Source organism: Candidatus Krumholzibacteriia bacterium, assembly GCA_035268685.1.
Classification (GTDB): Bacteria; Krumholzibacteriota; Krumholzibacteriia; order JAJRXK01; family JAJRXK01; genus JAJRXK01.
The window spans coordinates 1-22121 of sequence record DATFKK010000005.1 but is presented as its reverse complement, the minus strand read 5'-3'; the positions used below and the strand labels follow the sequence as shown (position 1 = coordinate 22121).

20 protein-coding genes and 1 pseudogene are annotated in these 22121 nt (G+C 68.3%); 11 read left to right on the top strand and 10 right to left on the bottom strand.

Annotated elements, in window-relative coordinates:
• The 3 genes from VKA86_00405 to VKA86_00395 all read right to left on the bottom strand — a co-directional run.
• Window positions 1-1595: serine/threonine-protein kinase (locus tag VKA86_00405; GenBank protein ID HKK69646.1), on the bottom strand; the 1595-nt coding region annotated here is incomplete at its 3' end.
• A complete protein-coding gene (locus VKA86_00400) occupies window positions 1585-2133 on the bottom strand; it encodes an RNA polymerase sigma factor (protein ID HKK69645.1) in 549 nt (182 codons plus the stop codon). The genes VKA86_00405 and VKA86_00400, both read right to left, overlap by 11 nt.
• Window positions 2134-2398: 265 nt before the next feature.
• A complete protein-coding gene (locus tag VKA86_00395) occupies window positions 2399-3634 on the bottom strand; it encodes a hypothetical protein (GenBank protein ID HKK69644.1) in 1236 nt (411 codons plus the stop codon).
• 561 nt (window positions 3635-4195) lie between these two features.
• Here VKA86_00395 and VKA86_00390 point away from each other — a divergent pair.
• Both VKA86_00390 and VKA86_00385 read left to right on the top strand, forming a co-directional pair.
• Complete coding sequence (locus tag VKA86_00390; protein ID HKK69643.1) at window positions 4196-4357, top strand: hypothetical protein; 162 nt, start codon at window positions 4196-4198, stop codon at window positions 4355-4357.
• Window positions 4354-5625 (top strand): glycosyltransferase, encoded by a 1272-nt coding sequence (locus VKA86_00385; protein HKK69642.1) that lies wholly within the window; start codon window positions 4354-4356, stop codon window positions 5623-5625. Before VKA86_00390 ends, VKA86_00385 begins: the two co-directional genes overlap by 4 nt.
• A 535-nt stretch (window positions 5626-6160) precedes the next feature.
• Here the strand turns inward: VKA86_00385 and VKA86_00380 are convergent.
• Window positions 6161-6892 (bottom strand): hypothetical protein, encoded by a 732-nt coding sequence (locus VKA86_00380; GenBank protein HKK69641.1) that lies wholly within the window; start codon window positions 6890-6892, stop codon window positions 6161-6163.
• Window positions 6893-7147: 255 nt separating this feature from the next.
• Between VKA86_00380 and VKA86_00375 the strand changes: the two genes are divergently transcribed.
• The gene (locus tag VKA86_00375) at window positions 7148-7531 is read left to right on the top strand and encodes a DoxX family protein (protein ID HKK69640.1); all 384 of its coding nucleotides are present in this window, start codon (window positions 7148-7150) and stop codon (window positions 7529-7531) included.
• On the opposite strand, the gene VKA86_00370 is transcribed toward VKA86_00375, so the two are convergent.
• Window positions 7501-8274, bottom strand: coding sequence for a hypothetical protein (locus VKA86_00370; GenBank protein ID HKK69639.1), 774 nt, complete (start codon window positions 8272-8274; stop codon window positions 7501-7503). The genes VKA86_00375 and VKA86_00370 overlap by 31 nt on opposite strands.
• 235 nt (window positions 8275-8509) lie before the next feature.
• On the opposite strand from VKA86_00370, the gene VKA86_00365 reads away from it, so the two are divergent.
• From VKA86_00365 to VKA86_00350, 4 genes are all read left to right on the top strand, one after another.
• Entirely contained in the window at window positions 8510-9394 is an 885-nt protein-coding gene (locus VKA86_00365; protein HKK69638.1) for a hypothetical protein, read from the top strand.
• A 266-nt stretch (window positions 9395-9660) separates the two neighbouring features.
• Window positions 9661-11865 (top strand): cation:proton antiporter, encoded by a 2205-nt coding sequence (locus VKA86_00360; protein HKK69637.1) that lies wholly within the window; start codon window positions 9661-9663, stop codon window positions 11863-11865.
• A 300-nt stretch (window positions 11866-12165) separates the two neighbouring features.
• Window positions 12166-12666, top strand: coding sequence for a phosphatase PAP2 family protein (locus VKA86_00355; protein HKK69636.1), 501 nt, complete (start codon window positions 12166-12168; stop codon window positions 12664-12666).
• A gap of 121 nt (window positions 12667-12787) precedes the next feature.
• Window positions 12788-13360: an isoprenylcysteine carboxylmethyltransferase family protein gene (locus tag VKA86_00350; protein ID HKK69635.1), complete on the top strand. Its 573-nt coding sequence runs from the start codon at window positions 12788-12790 to the stop codon at window positions 13358-13360.
• A gap of 20 nt (window positions 13361-13380) precedes the next feature.
• Here VKA86_00350 and VKA86_00345 read toward each other — a convergent pair whose 3' ends face one another.
• The 3 genes and pseudogenes from VKA86_00345 to VKA86_00335 form a co-directional block, all read right to left on the bottom strand.
• Window positions 13381-13860, bottom strand: coding sequence for a nucleoside deaminase (locus tag VKA86_00345; GenBank protein HKK69634.1), 480 nt, complete (start codon window positions 13858-13860; stop codon window positions 13381-13383).
• Window positions 13861-13914: 54 nt separating this feature from the next.
• Window positions 13915-14412: a TspO/MBR family protein gene (locus VKA86_00340; GenBank protein HKK69633.1), complete on the bottom strand. Its 498-nt coding sequence runs from the start codon at window positions 14410-14412 to the stop codon at window positions 13915-13917.
• Between the two features lie 343 nt (window positions 14413-14755).
• A pseudogene (locus tag VKA86_00335) lies at window positions 14756-14893 on the bottom strand (hypothetical protein).
• A 209-nt stretch (window positions 14894-15102) separates the two neighbouring features.
• On the opposite strand from VKA86_00335, the gene VKA86_00330 reads away from it, so the two are divergent.
• Window positions 15103-17262, top strand: a complete 2160-nt coding sequence (locus tag VKA86_00330; GenBank protein HKK69632.1) for an NAD-binding protein — start codon at window positions 15103-15105, stop codon at window positions 17260-17262.
• Here VKA86_00330 and VKA86_00325 read toward each other — a convergent pair.
• On the bottom strand, window positions 17202-17516 hold the full coding sequence (locus tag VKA86_00325) for a RyR domain-containing protein (protein ID HKK69631.1): 315 nt from the start codon (window positions 17514-17516) through the stop codon (window positions 17202-17204). The genes VKA86_00330 and VKA86_00325 overlap by 61 nt on opposite strands.
• A 461-nt stretch (window positions 17517-17977) precedes the next feature.
• Here VKA86_00325 and VKA86_00320 point away from each other — a divergent pair, with 461 nt between their 5' ends.
• From VKA86_00320 to VKA86_00310, 3 genes are read left to right on the top strand one after another with little or no spacing between them, the layout of a single operon-like run.
• Window positions 17978-18748, top strand: a complete 771-nt coding sequence (locus VKA86_00320; GenBank protein HKK69630.1) for a hypothetical protein — start codon at window positions 17978-17980, stop codon at window positions 18746-18748.
• Window positions 18745-19632, top strand: coding sequence for a M48 family metalloprotease (locus VKA86_00315; protein ID HKK69629.1), 888 nt, complete (start codon window positions 18745-18747; stop codon window positions 19630-19632). The genes VKA86_00320 and VKA86_00315 overlap by 4 nt, the downstream gene beginning before the upstream one ends.
• Window positions 19633-19634: 2 nt before the next feature.
• Window positions 19635-21608: a CHASE2 domain-containing protein gene (locus VKA86_00310; protein HKK69628.1), complete on the top strand. Its 1974-nt coding sequence runs from the start codon at window positions 19635-19637 to the stop codon at window positions 21606-21608.
• Between the two features lie 50 nt (window positions 21609-21658).
• On the opposite strand, the gene VKA86_00305 is transcribed toward VKA86_00310, so the two are convergent.
• Window positions 21659-22121, bottom strand: a 463-nt coding sequence (locus VKA86_00305) for a hypothetical protein (protein ID HKK69627.1), incomplete at its 5' end; no start/stop codon positions are given.

Genomic DNA, 22121 nt, shown 5'->3' with positions numbered 1-22121 from the left:
AGGCGGTGGTTCTCGACGAGATCGCGGAGGAAGGTGCCGGCGCGGTCGTCGGGCGTGCTCGGTGCCAGTCCGGCCATGCTCCGCAGTGTTGCGCGCAGGCGGGGCCCGACCTCCGACGCCGCGATCGTCGCAGCATCGCGGGACGCATCGGGGATCCGGGCCAGCGTCGATTCCAGCTCGGTCAAGGGCTCGGCAGACCGCAGGACGAGCACGTGCTCCTCGCCCCCCGCCCGCGTGACCTGCCAGCCGAACCCGCGACTCCCGATGGTTCCGGGAAGCCGGTGCTCGCCGGCCGGCAGTGGGTTCGTCGTGTCCAGGACGTCGAGGGGGAAGAGCACGTGCACGTCCCCGCGTGCGTCCTCGTTCAGCACGTACACGTAGGATGGCGCGTCGAGGTCCCACTCCAGGTGCAGACGTTCCCCCTCGCGGATCTCCTGCATCGGACCGACCTCACCGAACACGGCGTCGTACGAAGCGAGGAGCACGGGTGCCGGCGCCTCGCCGGGCGTCGTTCCGGGGCGGACGCCGACGAACAGGGCGAGCGCGATCGCGGCCGCGGCCAGCCCGAGCACAGCGGTCCGGCGCGGATCGTGGCGTGGTGGTCGTGGGCGAGCGCTCGGCAGCGCGCTCCGCAGGGCAGCAGCCGTCGGGAAGCGGCGCCCGGGATCCCGGTCGACGGCACGGTCGACCACCGCGGCCAGGTCGGCGGGAAGCGTCGGGCGGTGGCTGCGTACCGGTGTGGGCCCGTCTCGTGTGTGGAGGTGCCGCAGTTCGTCCAGGCTCTCCGCCTCGACCGGGTGCCGATCGGTGAGCATGCGGTAGAGGAGGACGCCCAGCGAGTACAGGTCGTCGCGGGGCCCGGTCGGCTTGCCGTCGAGGCACTCGGGCGGAAGCGCCAGCGGTGTACCGGTGCGCAGGACTCCGATCGGCCCGTCCAGGGTGTCGGTGCTCGCACCGAGATCGGCCACGACCAACCGCCCGCCGCGCTCGCGCAGCACGTTGCGCGCGGTGAGATCGCCGTGCGCCAGCCCCGCTTCGTGCAGCACGGCCAGGGCGCCGCAGATCACGTCTGCGGCCGCCAGCGCCTCGTCGGGCGACCAGCAGCCACGCCGCCGGAGTTCCTCCTCCAGGTCCATGCCGACGATCCACTCCGTCCACAGTCCGGCGCGGCCATCGTGGACGTCGGTGTCGTACACGGTCAGGAGGTTCGGATGCCGCACGCGCGCGAGCCGGCGGGCCTCCTCGAGCACGTCCGCTGCCGTGGAATCGAAGAGCTTGAGGGCCACTGTGCGTTCGAGCTTGCGGTCGACGGCGCGGAACACCGTCCCCGAAGCGCCACGGCCGATCGCTTCGAATCCGTCGAGGGGACCCCAGACGAAGTCGGGCTCCGGGGTCGGTGCGTCGTCGTCGGGCGCGGTGATCGGGGCCATGGCGTTGCTGCTGTCGCGGTAGGCCGACCCGATGCGTTCGATCCAGTGGAGGTGACGCAGCGTGGCATCTTTGCCGTCGTGGTCCCACGTGATCGGCGCGCCGTCGGCCACCCGCCGGGCGATCTCGGCGCGGCGCTCGTCGGTCCGGTCTTCGTCAGGGATCACGCATCACCTCCGCCAACTGCACGAGACCACGGGTGATCGCCATCCGCGTGGCGTTCGCCGACGGGCTGCCGGTCGCCGCGGCGATCTCGGCGTAGTTCCACTGGAACTCCACCCGCAGGACGATCGCCTCCTGCAACGTCGGCGGGAGTTCCGCCAACGCCGTCTCGTAGGCCACGAGCACGTCGACCCCGACCGCGTCCTCGACCAGCGAGGGCTCGGCGGCGGCATCCTCCGGGTCGACCCGCTCACCGTGGCGATCGGCCCGACGGATCTCGTCGCGCAGCGCGTTCAGGAGGATCTGGCGCAGGTACGCCAGGAAGGCTCCCTCGCGCCGCGAGTCGAAGTCCTCCACTCGATTCAACGCACGGACGAGCGCGATCTGCACAAGATCGTCCGTCTCCGCCAGGTGGCGCGCGCGCAGGGGAAGACGTCCGCGTGCCCAACGGCGGAGCGGTGGGAGGAACCGCGCCGCCAACTCGTCGGCGGCCCGTGCGTCGCCGGCGCGGATCCGGTCGAGCAGCACGGCGGTGCGGTCCATCGGGGCGGAGGATCCGTCCACGGTCGGGTTCACGGTTCGCATTCCGGGTCGTGGGGGACATCGAGTCTAGCAGGAAGGCCCTGATGGAAGAATGCGCGATCGGCGCCGAGCGCACGCAGACACCGCACTCCAGTCCGGGGTGCGTTGTCTCGTGGCGGCTCGCATGTCTGTCAGCAGAGCGCGCGACGCAGGATCGGGGCGCCGACCGCGGTGAGGGCGTCGGCGCGACGGGCGGGGGGTGCCCTGGGGTTTCGCCTGTTCGGCCCTACTGCCCCGGCGGCACCGGAACCCCCGGCAACGGCTCCGCCCGCGTGAAGCCCCGCGCCACCACCAGCAGGTCGTACGCCCACACCAGCTCCGACAATTCCTCACGACCTTCTGCGTTCGCCGCCCGGTGGAAGATCGGCCGCAGTGGCCTCAGGTCGAAGACCGTCCACGCGGTCTCGTCGGACATGGCATTGGCGAAGAGCTTCAGGTACGGCGAGGACGCGGTCCAGTCGGAGACCGCGCCGTCGGTGCCGGTGCTCGCGAGTGCGGTGACCTTCACGTGGAGCGAGCCCCCACCGCGCAGCAGGCCGATCTCCGCCGCGGCGTTGCCCAGGTCGAGCTGGTTGAGGGGAGAGTAACCCCGACCCATGTGCACCGACCCGAACTTCAGGAAGACACGCGTCTCGGCATCGGCGGCGTTCACCCGATCGGCGAGGTGACGCTTCATGAGCCGGATGCGCTCGTGGTTGCTCTGGTAGTTCGCGCCTCGACCGAAGAGCTGGTAGATGCGGCTGCTGGCGGCGAGTTCGTCGACGATGCGGCGGGCCTCTTCGCGGGCGTCGGCGAAGGCCTCGCGCAGCGCCGCGTAGTCCTCAGGCGTGGCCGACTGCAGGAAGCCGACCGAGGTGTCCCCGCTCCGGGCGAACTGCTGGAAGCCTCGGCGTGCCCGCTCCAGTCCCGCGGTCGCGGCCGCGCGCGCCGTGTCGTTCGGCGCCAGTTCGACGAGCCGGGCGAGGTTGAAGCGCGCACCGCCGGCGAAGACCTGGTCCAGCCCCCAGAGGTCGTAGCCCAAAGCCACCGCGCGCTCGAGCAGCGTGAACTCGGCTTCGTGATCGATGAAGGCCGCGGTGAAGGGCACCTCCGCGAAGAGAGCCGGTACGGTCTCGACTCGGCCGGCCCGAAGCTCGGCCTGGGCGTGATCGGCGATCGCCACGCCCGTCTCGATGGCCAGGGCCGTGTAGCCGGACGGCTGAAGCGCCTCGAGCAGCGCGGTGGTGAGCACCGGCGTTTCGTTGTTGAGATGCGATTCGCCCAGGGCGAAGAACGAAGCGTCGCGGCCGAGTTCCACCAGGCGCTCCGCACCGGAGCCGGAGATTCCGTCGTCGTCCACCGTCATCGGCCAGGCGTGCGCCGACAACGATTCCGCGATCCTCTGATCGACGTCCTGGGCCGATGCCGGCGCGGCATGAAGGAACACGACGGCCATCATCGCCAGCGGCGCGAGCTGCTTCATGGAGTCCTCCGGTGGACGGGGCGGACACGACACGGCCGGGCGTCGAGCGCACTCGCTCGGTGTGCGACCGTTCCTCGCGACCTGCGCTGACGCAGGCAGCGCGAGGCCGAAGGAGAGTACGCACTCTCTGGCGCTACGGGACCGAAATCTTGCGTTCCTGGACCGGACGGCGGTGCGCGTGTGCGGACGTCGACACCGCGAATTCGGAGCGGGAGGCGTTTTCGGCGGGATTCAGCACGGCCTCTGGCAATCGTGAACCCCGCCCCGTCACGTGACCTTTTCCGCGCCGGCCCGGTTTCGGGTACGGTGCTCTTCGTTTCGAGCCGGAGTCCGACCGCTTCCCGGGTCGCGTACACCACGAGCAACCCCATGCCCGCCGCCATGGCGCGGGGCCGCCCCTGTCCGGACGACCCGACGATGCAAGAACTGCTCGAGACGGCGATCGATCGCTTCGGACCCGTCCTCCGGTCGCGGACGGTGGGGAAGGGCACGGTGTTCCACTGCGCCGGTCGCCGCGGAGCCCTACGTTCTCGGTTCCCCCGGTCACGAGAGTGCGGAGTCATGTCCACCGTCCCGTCCGTTCGCACGCTCTTCCTCGTCGACGGCTGCGGTGCCCTGATGACGGCCTACTTCGTCGGCGAGATTCTCGTGGTCATGGTGCTCGTCCTCTTCGAGGCGAGGGCCGCGCTGAGAACCCGATCGATCGTCGAGCGCACGTCGTGAACGTCCTGTTGCTCACCTACGGAACGCGCGGCGACGTCCAGCCTTTCGTCGCTCTCGGCGTGGAACTGAAGGAACGCGGGCACGATGTGACCCTCGCGACGTCGACGCGTTTCGAGGACTTCGTGCGTGATCACGGCCTGGGTTTCTCGGCCCTTTCCGACGAGATGCTTGCCGTGCTCGACACTCCCGAGGGCAAGGTGATCGTCGAGAGCACGCGCACGATCCTCGACAGCCTGCGGCTCAACCTGCGCTTCGCGCGACGGATCGGTCCGATGCTCCGGCGTCAGGCCGAGGACAGTTGGGTGGCCGCACAGGCCTGCGCGCCCGACATCGTGATCTTCCACCCCAAGGGCTTCGCCGGACCGATGCTGGCCGAGGCCTTCGGCTGTCCGGCCGTGCTCGCACTCACCTTTCCGATGATGGTGCCCACGGGCGAGCGCCCGCACCTGGGCTTTCCGTCGCTACCGCTCGGAAGCGCTTACAATTGCATGACGCATCGGCTCGTCAATGCCCTGGCCACGCGCGCGATGAAGGGTCCGCTGAAGGATTCGCGTCGACGGCACGGTCTGCCCCCGGCGAAGCGCCACGACGTGCTGCACGCCGCCGACGGAAGGCGTCTTCCCTCGCTCACGACGATCAGTCCTTCGGTGGTGCCCGAGCCCGGGGATTGGACCTCGAACGATCGGATGATCGGCTACTGGTTCCTGAACGATGGCAACGCGGTGCGACTCCCGGACGAGGTGGAGGCCTTCCTGAACGGCGGTCCGCCGCCGGTCTACGTCGGCTTCGGTTCGATGGCGGGCAAGGCGCCCGAACGGCTCGGGCGCCTTGTGGTGGAGGCGCTGCGGCGGGCCGGAAAGCGTGGCATCCTCGCGACGGGATGGGGTGGACTCGCCGGACACGAGACGTCCGATTCCATCCTCACCGTCGAGTCGGTCCCGCACGGTGCGTTGTTCCCGCGGGTCACCGCGGTCGTCCACCACGGTGGTGCGGGCACGACGGCGTCCGGACTGCGCGCCGGCGTGCCGACGGTCGTGGTGCCGTTCATGGGTGATCAGCCCTTTTGGGGCGCGCGAGTCGAAGCGCTCGGGGTCGGGCCGAAGGCGATTCCGCAGAAGAAGCTCACGGTGGAGTCGCTGGCGCGAGCGATCGGTCGGGCGACCGAGGACGCGGGCATACGTGAACGCTCGGCGGCGCTCGGGGAGAGGATCCGGCGGGAGGACGGGGTGGGGGAGACGTGTCGGTTCGTGGAGGGGTTGGGGGCCTGATCGAAGGCCAGGATCGGACGCCGCCGCCGACATCATGGGTGACGCTGGGCGGTGGACACCGTGCGCGAGCGTCTGCGGTCGGAGCTTCGCGCGTGGGCATGCGGGCGAAGGAATGACTCGTTCGACGGTCTCCGACTGGAATGACGACCGATAGAGCCCGAGGCGGGCGACACGGACAAGAAGGATCGACGAGAGTCCAGTGTCTCGCACTCCATCCGCAACACGCAGAACTGAACGCGGACCGGACATCGGCCGTCCTCGGGAGACCACCCACCGTACCGACGGTGCCGTAACCATGGCCAATCCAGAGCCGTCGCCGCACCCTCCGTCCCACGTCCTGCGCGCCGACTACGACGGCGAGGGGGCTCTCGCTCAGGGGACGGGCGCGGCGGCGTCCACACCTGGGGAGTCTCGCTCCGGAACACGTCGCTTCGGCCGCGGAAGTCGAAACGGCGGAACTGTTCTCGGCACGTACCGCTGGTTCCGACGAGCTCGAGACGAAGGCCCCGGACATCCGCCCGGGGCCTTCGGTTTCTCAGTCGCGATAGCCCGACTTGAGTGTTCCCCAGCTCGAGCGGTCGTTCGCGATCGGTTCCGAACTCAGGAAGGTCCACTGGAGGTCATCGAAGAGGACGTCGGTGTGCAGGACGTCGAGCACAGTGGCCTTGGCCGTCGGCGGATCGTTGACCACCACCACGGTCACGGTCACGGTCATGTCGCCGCTGGCGATGCGGCCGGTGGGCGCGAGGTCGAAGGCACCCTGGACCTCTTCGCCGGCCGGCGTACCGGTGATCACGAGGTCCGCGTCGCTGCGGCGCTCGGTACCGGCCACGTCGAACTCGCTCCGGAACAGCGCACCGCTCGCGTCGCGGGCCACCACCTGGGCGCGGCGTCCGGTCTCGAAGGTGTCGCGTGTCTCCCAGAGCACCACGAAGTCGCTGAGGCTGCCGCTGGGTCCGGTGGCGGTGCCGTCGAAGGAGGGACGGCCCAGCACCGACTGACCGTCGACATCGGGATGCAAGCCGTCGACCACACCGGGTCCGAATCCACCGCTGCCGCCACCCGCGAGACTCAGCTGATCGCAGTCGCGGATGATCGGACCGATCTCGATGTCGTCGCAGGTGAGCTCGGTCTCGTAGCACTGGTAGATGAGTTCTGTGTTCCCACAGCAGTTCAGGCACAGGTTGACGTCGGCTCGCGCGGGCGCGGCGAGAAGCCCGGCGACGAGCGCGACGGTGAGGATCATGGATCGATGGCGAGAGTTCATCGGATCTCCGTCTCGATGCGAGGTGGCGGTCCAGGAGGTGACCGCGGACGAGGGGGAGAGTGGGACCCTAGCAACTCGGATCGATTGCGAACAGGCGACGTTTGTTCGCCCTCGAGGCGAAGAACGCCGACCGCGCCGTCGGCATCGAGTGCCATCGGTATGTGCGAGAGCACGACGGTGTGCTCGAGCTTGACGCCCGCACGACACGCGACCGATGCTGCGTGTCGACCGAACACCCTCGGTAAGGAGACGGTCATGGAGATCCTGCTCATCGCGGTCCAGCTCTTCATCGCGGCGGCGATGTTCGACGTCTGGCTGATCCGCTACGACAAGCCGCAGCGAGCACGCGGCGGAGACGCCACGACGATGGTCGAGGAGTTCCGCGTGTACGGCCTGCCCGACTGGTTCCGCAACGTCGTACGCGTGCTCAAACTGCTCAGCGGTGCTCTACTGATCATCGGGCTCTGGGTCCCGATCGCGGCATTCGTCGGCGGCATCGCGCTGGTCGTGCTCATGGGCGGCGCCATCGCCATGCACGCCAAGGCGGGCGACCCCTTCCACAAGTACGTGCCCGCGACGACCTTCTTCCTGTTGAGCTGCTTCGTGGTCTACGTCCGGCTTCCCGAGGGCACGCTCTGACTCGGTGTGATCGCCAGGTGAGCCAGCGGCAACACCGAGATCGTCTTCGGGGCCTGGCACGCGGGCCTGACCATGACGTGCCGCGACACCCCAGCACCTCCGATCCGGAAGCGCCGCCGACCGCCACGAGGATCTGGGAGGGCGCGCGAGCGAGCCGCTGACGGTCTCGTCGGTCTCTTCGAGCAACGTGGAGTCGGTCCTGCCTCCCTTCGAGCCGCACGTGCTCCAGAGCGATGTAGGGCGGGGTCGCGGGGAATCATCCCTTCCTCGACGGAAACGAGCGGACGGCCGTCGTCGTCTGCCACGCCTTTCGCCCCACCGGGGATCTGCGCGTAGGCCTGGAAGGTGAAGTGCCCCGGACCGACCGCGCGGTGCAGCGTGGCCGAGAAGTGACCGCGCGGCACGTCGCCGTCGATCGCCTGGATCTGGCGGAGCGACTGCCCGAGCGCCTGCCCGAGCGCCTGGTCGCGATCGCTCAGCAGCAGGAAGTGGATCGGGTCGTCGGGATACGACAGACACTGGCCGTCGAAGGTCACCAGGAACGTTCCGGGCCGATCCACGCGGACGCCGACCTCTTCGAGCATGCGCGGCGCGCCGGAAACCTCGAAGTCGGCGAGGTGGATGCCACGGTGCCAGACCGCGGCACGGTCGATCGCCTGGGAGGGAACGGCGAGCAGGACGAGCCAGAGGATCGCCAGGACCCTCGGGACCCGGCACGAGTGGAGTGCACTTCGGTGGGACATGGTCTTATCCCGGGTCGGAGGACGTGCAGCCGCGCCGGTCGCGGTGCGGACTCGGCAGACAAGCCGCGAAACGACGGCCGAACCCGTCAATCCTCGTCGCGCGGGTCCGGACCTCCCGCGACGGCGCATCCGCCTGACGGGTTCCACCTCCGGTACCGCGGCTTGTCCTCGTGAACGACCGCTACGCACGAGCGAGGGCTCCGTCCCTCGGACTCCTCGGAAGGAGACACTGGTCATGAACGTCCTGCTGAGACTGTTCCTGGTCCTGATCACCACAACCCTCGCCGCCGGCTGCGACGACGACGATTCCCCGACCGCACCGTCGGCCTCCTCGCCGTCGCTCTTCGTGCTCGGTTCGGTGTCGGCCTCCGGAGGATCGCTCTCCGGATGGATCGAGGCCTGGGACATGTCCCAGACCGGCAACGTCATCGATTCGGTCCGTGTCGACGGACGAACGTTCGCAGGCGAGGACGGCCGCTGGTTCTATTGGGCGCCGGAGGACGGCTACTGGGTCATGGACCTGCGTGACATGGTCGACCGGGAGTTCGCCGCCGGGGACACGGTCGTACTGGAGCTCTTGGAGGCCGACGAGAGCGCGATCGTCCCGGTTCCGCTTCTCGATCGCGGCGAGGACCGTGCCGAGGTCGTCTCGGCCCCCGTCCAGTCCGTCCCGATCGGCAGCGAGCCGCTCTTCGCATGGACCGCGGTCGAGGGCGCCGACTTCTACCTGATCGAGATGGGCCTCCGCTACCTGGACGACGATCGAAATCCTCGCAGGATCGACGAGAGCCACTTCGTCACCGGCACGAGTGTGGCGGCGTCTCCGGCGCCCACCACCGCCGACGGCGAACTGAAGTTCGTAGTCACGCCCTACCGCGGGCCCATGCCGTCGGAGGGCACCGGCGTGGATTCCAACGTTCGCACGTCGGATCTGCACGGGTCGATCTGGTCGCGTGGAGCCAGCACGCGTGGGGTGCACGTGGTGGGGAGCGGTCTGGGCGAGGGCTTCGCGGATCTGACCCTTCGAGCCCAGGAGGACGTCGAACTACCGATCGCGCGACCGCGTGTTGCCGGAGTCGGTGCCGATCAGGACGACGTGCCGCTCGTGACTCGCCCCTGAATCCGGATCGGAGGCTCTGGCTCGGGCCGGTGCGGGGACCGATCGAGGATGTTCCACGGGGGAGGCGTCCGGTTCATCCGATCGAGGGTGTCGCTTCCGCAGCGGAAGTCGGAGCGGAGTTCCCGATCGGGTCCGTGCTCCCCGTGACGCATGCGGCACCTTCTCGGACCTCTCGCGGTCCGCGACCCACGCGCTTACCTTGAAAGCCGACCCGCTGCGCCGCCCACGACGACATCGTCGTACCCGAAAGATGCAAGAACGTGCACGTGCCGCTTCTCGCGGCCGTCGGCGCCGGCGCTCCTACCCAGGTCGTGTTCGTCCAGACGGCCCTCGTGCTGTGCCTGGCCGCAGCCGCCGGATTCGTCGGTAGCAGGCTCAAACAGCCGTTGATCGTTTCGTTCATCGCCGTGGGCATCCTGGCCGGACCCCACGCACTGGACCTCGTCGACGATCCCCACTCGCTCGAGCTGCTCGCCGAGATCGGCATCAGCATCCTGCTGTTCATCGTCGGTCTCAAGCTCGACCTCGTGATGATCCGCACCATGGGGCGCGTGGCGCTGGCCACGGGTCTGGGCCAGGTGCTGTTCACGTCGCTGGGCGGGTTCGGAATAGCGCGGCTGCTCGGCATGGACACCACGGCAGCGATCTACGTGGCGGTGGCCCTCACGTTCTCGAGCACGATCATCATCGTGAAGCTGCTGTCGGACAAACGAGAGATCGACGCGCTGCACGGACGGATCGCCATCGGGTTCCTGATCGTCCAGGATCTCGCCGTCGTGTTGGCGATGATCGCGCTCTCGGCCTACGGCGCAGGGGCGGCCGGCGAGGAGACGTTGCTCTGGAAGTTCGGCAACGTGATCCTCTACGGCGTCCTCTTCCTCGGCGGCGTGTTGCTGCTGATGAAGCGCCCGCTGCCCTGGTTGCTCCGGCAACTGTCGGGGGCGCCCGAGTTGCTCGTGCTCTTCTCGATCGCCTGGGCGGTGGGCCTGGCCGCGTTCGGTGATTGGTTGGGCTTCAGCAAAGAGGTCGGGGCATTCGCGGCCGGCATGTCGATCGCTTCGACGCCCTACCGCGACGCGATCGGCTCGCGATTGGTCAGCCTTCGTGACTTCCTGCTGCTCTTCTTCTTCATCCATCTGGGTTCTGCGCTGGACCTGTCGCTCCTGGGCGACGAAGTCGTATCGGCGGCAGTCCTCTCTGCGTTCGTGCTCGTGGGCAATCCACTGATCGTCATGGCGATCATGGGATACATGGGCTATCGGAAGCGCACGGGATTCCTGGCCGGTCTGACCGTGGCGCAGATCTCTGAGTTCTCGCTGATCCTCATCGGGTTGGGGTACGCCCTGGGCCACGTCGACGAGGCGACGGTCGGGCTGGTGACGCTGGTCGGGCTGATCACGATCGGTCTTTCCACGTACATGATCCTCTATTCGCGTACGCTGTATCGATGGGTGAGCCCGGCGCTGGCTCTGTTCGAGCGGCGGGTACCGTTCCGCGAGGAGACGCCGGACGAGTTGGATGTCCGGGCGCTCGACCACGTCGACGTCCTGGTCGTGGGGCTCGGCAACTACGGCGGAGCCATCGTGCGTGGGCTGATCGGGCGGGGGCAGAGGGTCGTGGGTGTGGACTTCGACCCGCAGGCACTGCGGTACTGGCGTGAGCAGAACGTACCGGTGATCTACGGTGACATGGAAGACCCCGACCTGCTCGAGCACCTGCCGATCCGAAACACGCGCTGGGTGCTGATCGCGGTGCCGGACCCCGACGTGACCACCTCGCTCGTCAACCTGCTCTGGGCGGCGGCATACCCCGGGAAGCTGGCGCTCTCGGCGCGCACCCGGACCGACGCGAAGCGTTACGAGACACTCGGTGTCGACCTCATGCTGCGGCGGTATGCCGACGCCGCCGAGCTGGCCGTCGACGCGATGAACACCGCGCTGCACCAGCTCCCGTCGGATGTCGAGTGGCCCAACGCGCTGAGGGAGGTTCGGCTCGAAACCGGAAGCGTGTGGGCCGGACGGACCATCGGTCGGATCCCGCTGCGCCAGACGACCGGCGTGAGCATTCTGGCGGTCAGCCGCGCGGGCCGGACGACCTTCGATCCCGAAGCGAGCTACACTCTCTATCCCGGCGACCGAGTCGTTCTGCTGGGCGAGCGGGAGAACCTCGAGTCTGCGGTGGCCCTCATCACGCAGCGCGAGTTCGGTTCCCAGGACGGCGACGACACGTTCACCATTGCTGCCGTGGACGTGCCGTCCGCCTGTGGCCTCGGCGGCAAGACATTGGGAGAACTGCACTTCCGACGCGACTTCGGGGTAACCGTGATCGGGATCGAGCGCGGCGACCAGCGCCTCCGCACGATGACGGCGTCCACCGCGATCGAAAGCGAGGATCGGCTGATCGTGGCCGGCTGCGGACACGCCGTGGCCAGCATGCAGGCGGCGATCATCGACGCGTGCAGGATCGACTGAGCTTTCGGAGGCGTCCCGAGTCAGGAGTGCGTTTCGTGGTGGGGTGGCCCTGTACGGGTTCGCTTCGCATCGGACGAACGCAACGGACATCCTGGATGCGCGCAGCGCACGACGGATCGCTGAGCACGGTAGCGATGACGGCGTCCGGCCCGCTCGGCTCCGTTCCGGCGCGACCGCGCCCTGCGTTCGTCGGGGTTGCGGCCTCGCCGCACTTGCCACCGCTCGTCCTCCCGGTGCATCCTCGGCCCACCACCCATGAACGTTCGTTCCACCCTCCCCGTTTCTCGATCGACCTGCCTCGTGCTGCTCGTCGTCGCCCAGCTCGTGGCGCTCCCCGCCCGGGCCGACGACTGGGGGCTGGCCAGTGACATCGGCGCGTACGGTCTCGTGCTGACGTCGTTGGCCGTTCCCACTCTCGAGGAGGACGGCCGGGGTGTGGGGCAGGCGGCGCTCAGCGTGGGCGTGGCCAGTGCCGTTGGGCTCGTCGGCAAGGCGCTCATCGATGCCGAGCGTCCCGACGGAAGCAGCCTGGACAGCTTTCCCTCGAACCACACCGCGAACGCCTTCGCGGCGGCGACGACCTGGATGATCCGACAGGACTCGCCGTGGACCTACCCGGCCCTGGCGGTCGCGGCGATCGTGGGCGTCGGCCGGGTGAAGGCCGATCGGCATCATGTGCGCGACGTGATCGCTGGAGCGGTGCTGGGGTCGCTGTCGGGGTGGGTGTTCACGCGGGAGCGAGCGGACGAGGACGGGATGACCGATGGTTGGTCGTTCTCGATCACCGTCCCGCTCGGGTAGGATTGGACGGAGTCGCGCTCCAGTGGAGCCGCCGTTTCTGATCGAACACGACGGTGGTCTCCTCCCCACCGCCGCTTCTCGTTCCGATCTCGCTCCACCGAACTCCGAGGAGACCCCACCCTTGGACCTCCGAGAACGGATCTTCAACGCGCGGAGCTACACGCCGATCCCGATCCTCGTGGCCGCCGTGATCCTGGCCGAGACGACCGTGACGAGCTTCGTGGCGGGACTGGGCACGGCGATCCTGGGCGAGGCCGTCCGGGTGTGGGCGGTCGGCTACGCGGGCAGTGCCACCCGCACGACGCGCGGCGTCGGGGGCGAGGTGCTCGTTGTGAGCGGACCCTACGCGCACGTCCGGAACCCGCTGTACGTGGGCAACTTCTTCCTGAGCCTGGGCGTCTGCATCATGGCCTGGGCCTGGATGCCGTGGATGCTGCTGCTCTACGTCGCACTGTTCGTGGCGCAGTACGCGATGATCGTCTCGCTCGAGGAAGAGCACCTGCGTGCGGAGTTCGGCGAGGCGTACGAGGTCTACGCGGCGAAGGTCCCGCGCTTCGTCCCGCGGATCGCCCCGTATCGATCGGGGCAGACCCTCGACTTCCGGCTCGGGTCCACGCTGCGCTCGGAGCGGAGTACCTTCGGGAACGTCCTGCTGTGCTGGGTGATCCTCGGGCTGCGTTGGTCCTTCGGTTGAGCCGGGTCTTGACACGCCGCTCAGTACCGCGTCCGTGCGTCGTGCGCGAGCCACGCCCGGAAGGGACGCCGTGCGTCCGGATGGTCGACCTGTCGGCTGGTCAGCGCCCGCCGATCCGGCGGCAGAGGGATCTGTTCGTAGATGTGCGAGTCGTCGAACCCCGCCTCGGCGGCATCCTCGCGTTCGGCGGCCCAGACGATCGCCTCGGGCCGGGCCCAGTGGATCGCACCGAGACACATGGGACACGGCTCGCAGCTCGCGTAGATCGTGCACCCGTGCAACTGGAAGTCGTCGAGCACCTCACACGCCGCGCGGATCGCGACGACCTCGGCGTGCGCGGTGGGATCGAGATCGACGGTGACGCGGTTCACCCCGCGCGCGATCACGTCCCCGTCGCGTACGACCACCGCGCCGAACGGACCGCCCCCGGCACGGACGTTCTGCTCGGCGAGACGGATCGCCTCTTCCAGGTGTTCGACGTCCTCGGACCGTGACGGCATGATCAGACCTCCCGACCGTGCGCCGACGCACGGCCTTTCCTGCGACACGCACTCTCAGCCGAAGGCCGCCGGGTTCATGCGGACGACGGCGACGTTCAGGGCCGCGGCGAAGCTCACCCAGAGCAGGTAGGGCACGAGCAGCAGACCGAGTCCCCACCGCACGCGCCAGAACGCGACCACGGTCGCGACCAGCAGCACCCACAGGACTCCGATGTCGACCAGCGACCACGTCCCCAGGCGCATCCCGAAGAAGAACACGCTCCACAGCGCGTTGAAGACGAGCTGCACGAGGTAGAGCGTGAGGGCTCCCCGGGCGCCCGACCAGCCGCGGACCTTCCACACGCCGAAGGCCGCCATCGCCATCGACAGGTAGAGCAGCGTCCACGTCGGACCGAAGATCCAGCCCGGCGGCGCGAAGGCGGGCTTGTCGAGCGCACCGTAGAAGGTCGCGGCGTCGATCGACGCCCGCGCCCCGATGGCCGCGGCGGTGAAGGTCACGACCAGGCTGACGACGAGCGCGAGCAGGATTCGGGATGCGGGATCGAGTCGCACGGAGGGCCTCCTGACTCCGGATCGTGTGCACCGTCCACACTACGCCGTCCGCCGGATTCGTGCACCCGCTCTCGTGTGCCGGTCGGGCGCGCATGACCCGAGTGGACACCGCAGCGGCTCGGCGGACAGGTGGAAGACGAAGACGACGGGGAGGACTTCCGCCGCGGAAGCGGCCTGACCGGTCTGCACGGAGCCTTCGCTCTTGTCACAGCCTCCTGCGGAAGGTCCATGGCCCACTCCGACCCGCTCCGACACCACCACCCACGAAGAACGGGCGGGAGGACCCTGCCTCCCGCCCGTCGTCCATCCACCATCACGGGCCCGAGCCCGCGACGGAACGGTTCTACTTGCCCGTCTGCGACTCCGGACCGTCGGCCCGGGCAATGGCGGTCAGATCGAAGCGATCGTTCGTCATCACCTTGGTCCAGGCGGCGACGAAGTCGTCGACGAACTTCTGCTTGGCGTCCTCGCCGGCGGTCACGCTGCCGGGGCTTCGGTGATCGACTCGAGAGATCGTGCGATCACCGGCCGGATTCGACGACCGAGCACCCCGCTCGAGACACAGTTGCCTCGATCCCAGGGCGAACGCTACACTCGGCGAACTGCACCGAAGATCCGACAACCATCAATGCGTGGTGTCCGGCGCCCATGGATCGGACGCGCCTTCTCCCCCTCCGAGCGACCGGAGCCATGAGACGTCTGCTCGTCCGACTGTTGCATGTCGTCCAGCACAACTTCCGGGTGATCACGATTACGAGCGCGGTACTGTGCGTCGTGTCGGCGTGGTCCGCCATCGTCATCCTCGAACACGGCATGCCACGCGAATCCGGCTCTGCGTCCGGGTTTCTCGGCTTCGTCCAACGTATCGCGTCCGACGGCTACCGCGTGGCCGGCACCCTGGTGCTGGAGGGGCCCCAGATCCGTGACGACGAACGCGGCTACGATCCGGACCACGAGGAGCTGGGCAGACACCTCCTGTTCGTCGCGCGGACCGCCGCTCTGGTCTTCAATCTCTCGCTCGCGGTCGCGATCGTCCTGGCCGTGTCCAGGCGATGGCAGGAATCGCTCGAGCGTAGCCACTTCCGCGCGTCTTCGCGGCGCACGCCGTACGTGGTCTGTTTCGGCCTCGGAAGGCTCAACATGCAGGTCGTGCACGACCTCCGTTCCGACGACGAGGAAACGCGCCGGCGCGTCGGGCCGAAGCGGAACGTCATCGTCGTCGAGAGCGATCCGGCGAATCCGTGGCTCGACGAAGCGTCGACGCTCGGCGCCCTCGTCATCGTCGGTGACGTGACCTCGCCCGAGATCCGCGAGCGCGCGGGGCTCGACGCCGCCGGGGACCTGATCATCGCGTGCGGGGACGACGCACTGAACATCGATATCGCGCGCGACGTGATCCAGGCCCATCGCACGGGTGAGATCGAGCGGCGACGTGAGATGAAACGAGCGCCCGCGCCCTACGGACATCTGCAATGTCGCGTGCACGTCGGCGAGCAGGAGCTGTCCGAATTGCTGGCCGAACACGACCTCTTCGAATGCCAACTGGATCCCGTCGATCTCCACACCTTCAGTTCGTGGAACAACGCGGCGCTCGACCTCCTGCTGAATCCTGCCCACGGCCTTGCCACCGTTCACGTGCCCGCGTCGCACGAGATCCCGTGGTACGGGATCTTCGGATTCGAACGCGCGGGGCAGGTGATCGCGCTCGAGATCGCCCGGCTCGCGCACTTCCCATGCGCGCGACGTCCGCGCATGACGATCCACGACCATGGGATCGACGATCTGAAGCGTGGTTTCCTGGCGCGGCACCCGGGCTTTGCCCCGGACGAGACGATCGATCTCGAGGAGCACGCCGCGCGCCCCGATCCGGACAAGGATCGCTGGAGTCATCGTGGATATCGGGTGAATTCGGCGTGGAGTGCTCCGACGGGCGAAGGGGTCGAGTACGTGTGCACGGCCGAGTTCCGCGAGATGAACTCGCGAGCGGAATCGCCCGACGATGTCGCGCGACTCCTCCGGCTGATGAGGACTGACGGCGACGAGCCGGTCAAACCGGCGCTGATCGTGTGCTTCGCCGACGAGCGGAAGAACGTGCGGTCGGCCCTGCGCCTGCAGAGCCGACTGCTCGGGCTCACCGATGCTGAACATCCCGTGTGCGTGCCGATCTACGTCCATGTGCCGACCGAGGAAGGTCTCGGCCGCATGCTCCGCGAGGCGGAGCGACACCCACGGTTTCCCATCATTCCCTTCGGACTCGCCGACGACACGGCGGGCTACGACGTGATCACGCATCCCGTGCGCGAGGACGTCGCGAGCATCATCCATCTGTCGTATCTGGAGGCGCTCGACGGGGACCGTGCCGTTCGTACCGACGACGAGCGCCGTCGGATGGCCGAGAGGGCCTGGGAGTGCATGACACCGGCCGAGAAGGCACAGAACTACACGGCGGCCGCCCACGCGTTGGTCAAGCTCGCCTGTCTCGGCTATCGGTATCGACCCGCGTTGCCGGGAGAGTCGGCGCCCCCGATCGACGTCCACGATCTCGAGCGCCTCGCACCCGTGGAGCACAATCGCTGGATGGCCGAGCGCCTGGTCCTGGGGTGGCGCTTCGGCTCCTACCCCGAGGGCTACGACCGGCTCACCGAGGACGGCAAGCGCGACGTTCGGGCGGCGATGGGCACCCGGAAGCTCCGCGGATCGCTCGTTCCCTGGGATGCTCTCTCCGAAGAGGAGAAGGAAAAGGACAGGAGTCAGGTGAATCGACTGCAGAGCGACCTGGAGCTCGCGGGTCAGGTCATCGAGTCGGTTCCGGCCTCCGGGTCGTCCGTCTGCGGCGATTCGAGCCGGTAACCGAGCGCCAGAACCGCCTTCAGCGTTTCGAGGGCGGTGTTGCGGTCGTAGTCCTTCTCCGATTCGCTCAGATCGTCGTAGGGCACCAGACCCGGATGGGTGAGGGCTTCGTCGTCACGCCGTGGCCCCCACGTCCAGCCGCCCCGCCGCCGGCCCTCCGCCCAGACCGCGTGGATGTGGGCCGCCAGGCGCTCGCGCAGTGGAATCAGCGATGCGGGAACTTCCACCGCACTCGTGTCGATTCGATCGGTCATGTCGGTCTCGTCCCGGCTCTGGACATGGGATGCCGCCTCGCGTCGACGGCACGCCGTCGACGGATGACGAACACTATCATCTCGCCTGTGGGCTGCGCCATCGATCCGCACTGTTCCTCTGCCTCGGAAATCTGCTACGCTCATGTTGTTTCCGACGGTTTCCTCCTGTTCCTCGAAACAGATTCACGGCTCCCCTGCTTCGCTCCGTGGTCTTCCTCGCGCCCGAGGGGCCGCCGATCGGGGCCATCGAAGTGATTCCGTCCGTGCCCGCGGCACCGGCGCCCGTCCGCCGACCGGGTCCCGAACGACTCGAGCGCAAACGACGAGGCCGTCGCAGCGGGTCAACCCTGGGAGAGTTGCCCTTGCCCTGCTGTTCCACCGATTGGCCGCGATCCAATCGCCGCACGAGCCCTCGCCGGTTCGCCCTTCTCTGTTGCCTTTCGATCCTGACCAGCTCCGCCTTGCCTGCTGTTGCACAGACCGCGCAGGATGCGCGTCTGCTCGAGGCTCTGGAGCGTCGCACGGCCGCCCTTCCCGAGAGTTCGACGGTCTTCGTCGAGACATGGCTCTTGCCCGTCGGGGACGCCCCCAGCGCCGATTCACCGGACGAACTCCTCCCACGCGGTAAGGCCCTGGTTCTCCAGCTGCAGAAGAGGGAGTACCTGTCGCTCGTGGCCCGACTCGACGATCCTGCGTCGAGTTCCGTGGAAGTCCTCTGCGACGCGACCCGGTACTACCGCCGCACGCCGCAGGGAGACCGGCCCCTCGAGACTGCGGACATCGAGGCCGAGCCCTTCGTGCTGCTCGCGCTGGAGGGTCCGGCCGGAGCCGCATCGGCGCGGCGTGTCGTCGCTTCTCCCGACGGTGGAATCACGGCCGTCGTCCTGCGGGAATGGATCGATCAGGAGGTGCGGCCGGAGCATGTCGCGATCGACGGGGTCGCCGTGGCCAACGATCCGGGATTCGTCCGACTCGTCGAGGGCATCGATCGAGGAGTGAGCGATCAGTGGGCCCAGTCCGCCGCGCCACGTGGCGTCGAGGAGATCGAGGAGGGCGGCGCGACCGTATCCGTCCGGCCCGATACGAGCGCCGTGAAGTGGATGGAGTCGATCAAGATCTCGCCCCTCGCGCTCGAGACCTTCCGTTTGCAGGCGGGGCTGCCACCGTACCATCTGCTCCGAGCGACCGAGGCCGAGGGTCTGGAGAGCGCCGAAGAGGAGGATGCGCGATGAGGCATGCGATCCAGGGAATCCTGGTCCTCTTGGCGGGGCTGGTCGTCTTCGGCGCCCCGGGGTGCAAGTCGGTCGTCGAGCAGGTGGGGCGCATCGCGAAAGATCCCGGCGGGGGCATTCCCCCCGTTTCCGGCCCTCCCACGTTCTACAACCCCTTCGCCGAGGTCTCGACCGAAGAGGAGATCCAGTTCGGCCGCGAGTTGGCCGCGACGGTGGCCGGTCGCTACGGCGTGGTCCAGGACTCTGCGCTCACCATGTACGTGAACATGGTCGGGTCGACCCTGGCGGCGGCCGATCCGACGCCGGGCATCGTGTACCGCTTCGCCGTGCTCGATGACGAGCGCGTGAACGCGATGTCCGTCCCCGGGGGGTACGTCTTCGTGTCGCGCGGTGCCCTCGATCGGATGACGGACGAGGCGATGCTCGCGGGCGTACTCGCACACGAGATCGAACACGTGCGTCGCCGCCACATCATCGAGGACCTGAAAGCGCGGGATCGCAAGGAGCTCGTGAAGGACCTCGCGATGAAGGCGACCGACCTGGAGTTCGACACGGAGGGGGGGCTCGGGACGATCTCGAGGATCGCCGCCGACAAGCTCTTCGAAGGCCTCACGCGCGAGGACGAACTGGAAGCCGACCGTGGCGCCGCCCGTCTCGCCGCGACCGCGGGGTACGATCCCACGGGTCTGCAGCGGTTCCTCGATCTGCTCGAGCGTGACCCGGTGCAGGTGCCATGGCCGGTCACGAGCGACGACCACCCGTTCCCCGACGACCGCAAGGTCGAGATCCAGGCCGCCATCGACGCACTCGATCCGGCGCCGCGGACGACGGTGACGGCCGCCGAGCGATTCCACGAGCACTGCCGACCGTCGAGCGGCCGTTGAGCATGAATCGTGAGAAGTTCGTCGTCGGGTCTGTGATCGGTGGGGTGTCGGCGTTGCTGACCCTGGCAGGTCATCTGTCGGGCGTATGGGAACGAGTCGAGGGCGCGGCCATCGATCTCCGCTTCCACGTGGAGCGTCAGCTCGAGTCGAGCGACGCGCAGGACTCGTCGGTCGTGGTCGTCGACTTCGACGAGGCAACGCTCGCGCGGTTCAAGGAGAAAGGACGCTCGTGGCCGCTCGACCGCGGCGTGCACAGAACCATTCTCCGGTACGTCGCACGGGGTGGGCCCCGTGTCGTCGCGTACGACGTGCGCTTCGAGGAGCCGCATGCCGTGGCACCCGAGCTCGACCAGATGCTGATCGACGAGATCGCGAAGTTCGACACGATCACTGCACGGGCCGGGCGCCCGGAGGACGACCCGGCCGCGATCGTCCTCGCGTCGTTCTTCTCCGCGCGCGACGCGAATCCGCGCGCCGAGGCCCTGCTCGACACGATCTCGGCTCGCCAGGATCGGTTGGAGCTGCTGGCTGGCCACGCGCTCCCCGTCGCCCTGCCGCTCGAGGTCGCACCACGTTGGTACCGGGCCCACACGCTCCTCGAGGGCCTGCTTCGTCGAGCGGATGGTATCGGGGCCAGCACCGTGATCGCGGGCGTCGACGGCACGTACCGGCGCGTACCCCTGTTCGCGACGTGGCGTGGCCTGTCCTATCCCGCGCTCGGCCTGGCCGCCGCGCTCGCGGGTCCTGCAGAGGATGCGGCGATCATCGTCGACGGCGGAGGCGTCTCGGTGGACGGCGAGGAGATCCCGCTGGACGATGGCGAGTTCTGGCTGCACTGGCGTGACGAGTACACCGGCGCTCCATATCCGGTCCTGCCGGCCGCGCGGGTCTACGCGAACGCCATGGCCGACACCTATCCGGGTGTCGAACTCGACCCCTCGCTCGAAATGACCCCGGAAGTCTTCCGCGACCGGGTCGTGTTGATCGGGGCAACCGGCTCCGACACGGGGGAGTTGCGCCTCGCGAGCCCGTTCCATCCGACGGAGCCGGGCCTGCACCTGCAGGCGACGTTGATCCAGACACTGATCTCGGGCGACCATCTCCGCCCGCTCGGACACGGTTCTGGTGCCGTGCTCGTTGCCTTGATCGCGCTGGTGACGGGACTGGGCTTCGCCCTCATCGACACGACGCTCGGTCGTGTCGTGGCCTTCCTCGCCGCGATGATCCTGCTCGCGGCCGTGTCCTTGTTCGGCTTCGTCGCCGCGGGTTGGATCTTGCCGTGGGTCGCGCTGTGCCTCGGCGTGACGCTTGCCTTCGTCGGCAACCTCTTGCCGCGGACGATCGTCGACGAGGTCGCCGCGCTGCAGGGTTGGCTGTACCGCCACCTTCCGGCGGCATGGCGCTCGGATGTCGGTTCCTCGGGCATCATGCCCCCGCGTGTGTTCCTCTCGTACCGGAGGCAGGACAGCCTGGTCATGACAGCGCGACTGCGTGACAAGCTCGCGGATCGGTTCGGCGCCGAGCGCGTCTTCATGGACTTCGACGCGATTCCCTTCGGTGCCGACTTCCGGGCGCACCTGCAGCAGGAACTCGATCAGTGCGACGTGTTCCTCGTCATGATCGGACCCGACTGGGCCGGCGCCGTCGAGGGCCCTGCGCGGAATCGTCTGCTGGGGGACCCCAACGATTTCGTGCGAATGGAGGTGGAGGTCGCGCTCGAGAAGCGACTGCCCGTCATCCCCGTGCTCGTCGGTGGCGCGAAGATGCCCGCGGAGGACGAGGTCCCACCGTCGATGCGCGAAGTCCTGTTCCTGCAGGCCGCGAGTCTGGATTCGGGTCTCGACTTCCATGTGCACGCCGAGCGTCTGCTCGCGGCTCTCGTCTCGATGCCGCGGGGCTCGCGCCCCGTGACCGCGCCGGACGATGACGAGCCGCCCGAGCCGCGGGCGATGTCGGCATCGGCGGGTCGACCCTGAGCCCTCTGATGTTCACACGACCGGCGATGCGGTGCACCGGCTCGCTCCCGTCAGGGTCGGTCGGACAGGAATACCTCGGGGAAGTGTTCGCGACGCACACGGGTCGCCGCGACGCGGCCGATCTCCTCGAGCAGCTCCATGTTCTCGACGCGATCGATATCGCGAAGCGCCGCGAGTGCCTTCGGGTCGATCGGTTTGCCGTCCGGGCCGGTTTCGAGGCCGGGATCTTCGAGATCCGCGTCGTAGCGCACGTAGGTGAGCCACGCCCGGTCGCCGAGGTGATCGTTCGATAGGTCGCCGATCTCGCTGTCGATCTCTTCGGCCGTGGGGCTCCGCGAGAGCCACTGCAGCAGGAGCCGATTGAACGTCGACGCGTCGACCATCATCGACGCCAGCGCCCGGACCGCGTGCCCCCCTGCCGATTTCTCGATGAGTGAAGACGCAGTATCCGGACGAGTCCAGGTGCCGGTACCCACCGAGACCAGCAGCAGATCGTCCTCCCCCACCGGCCAT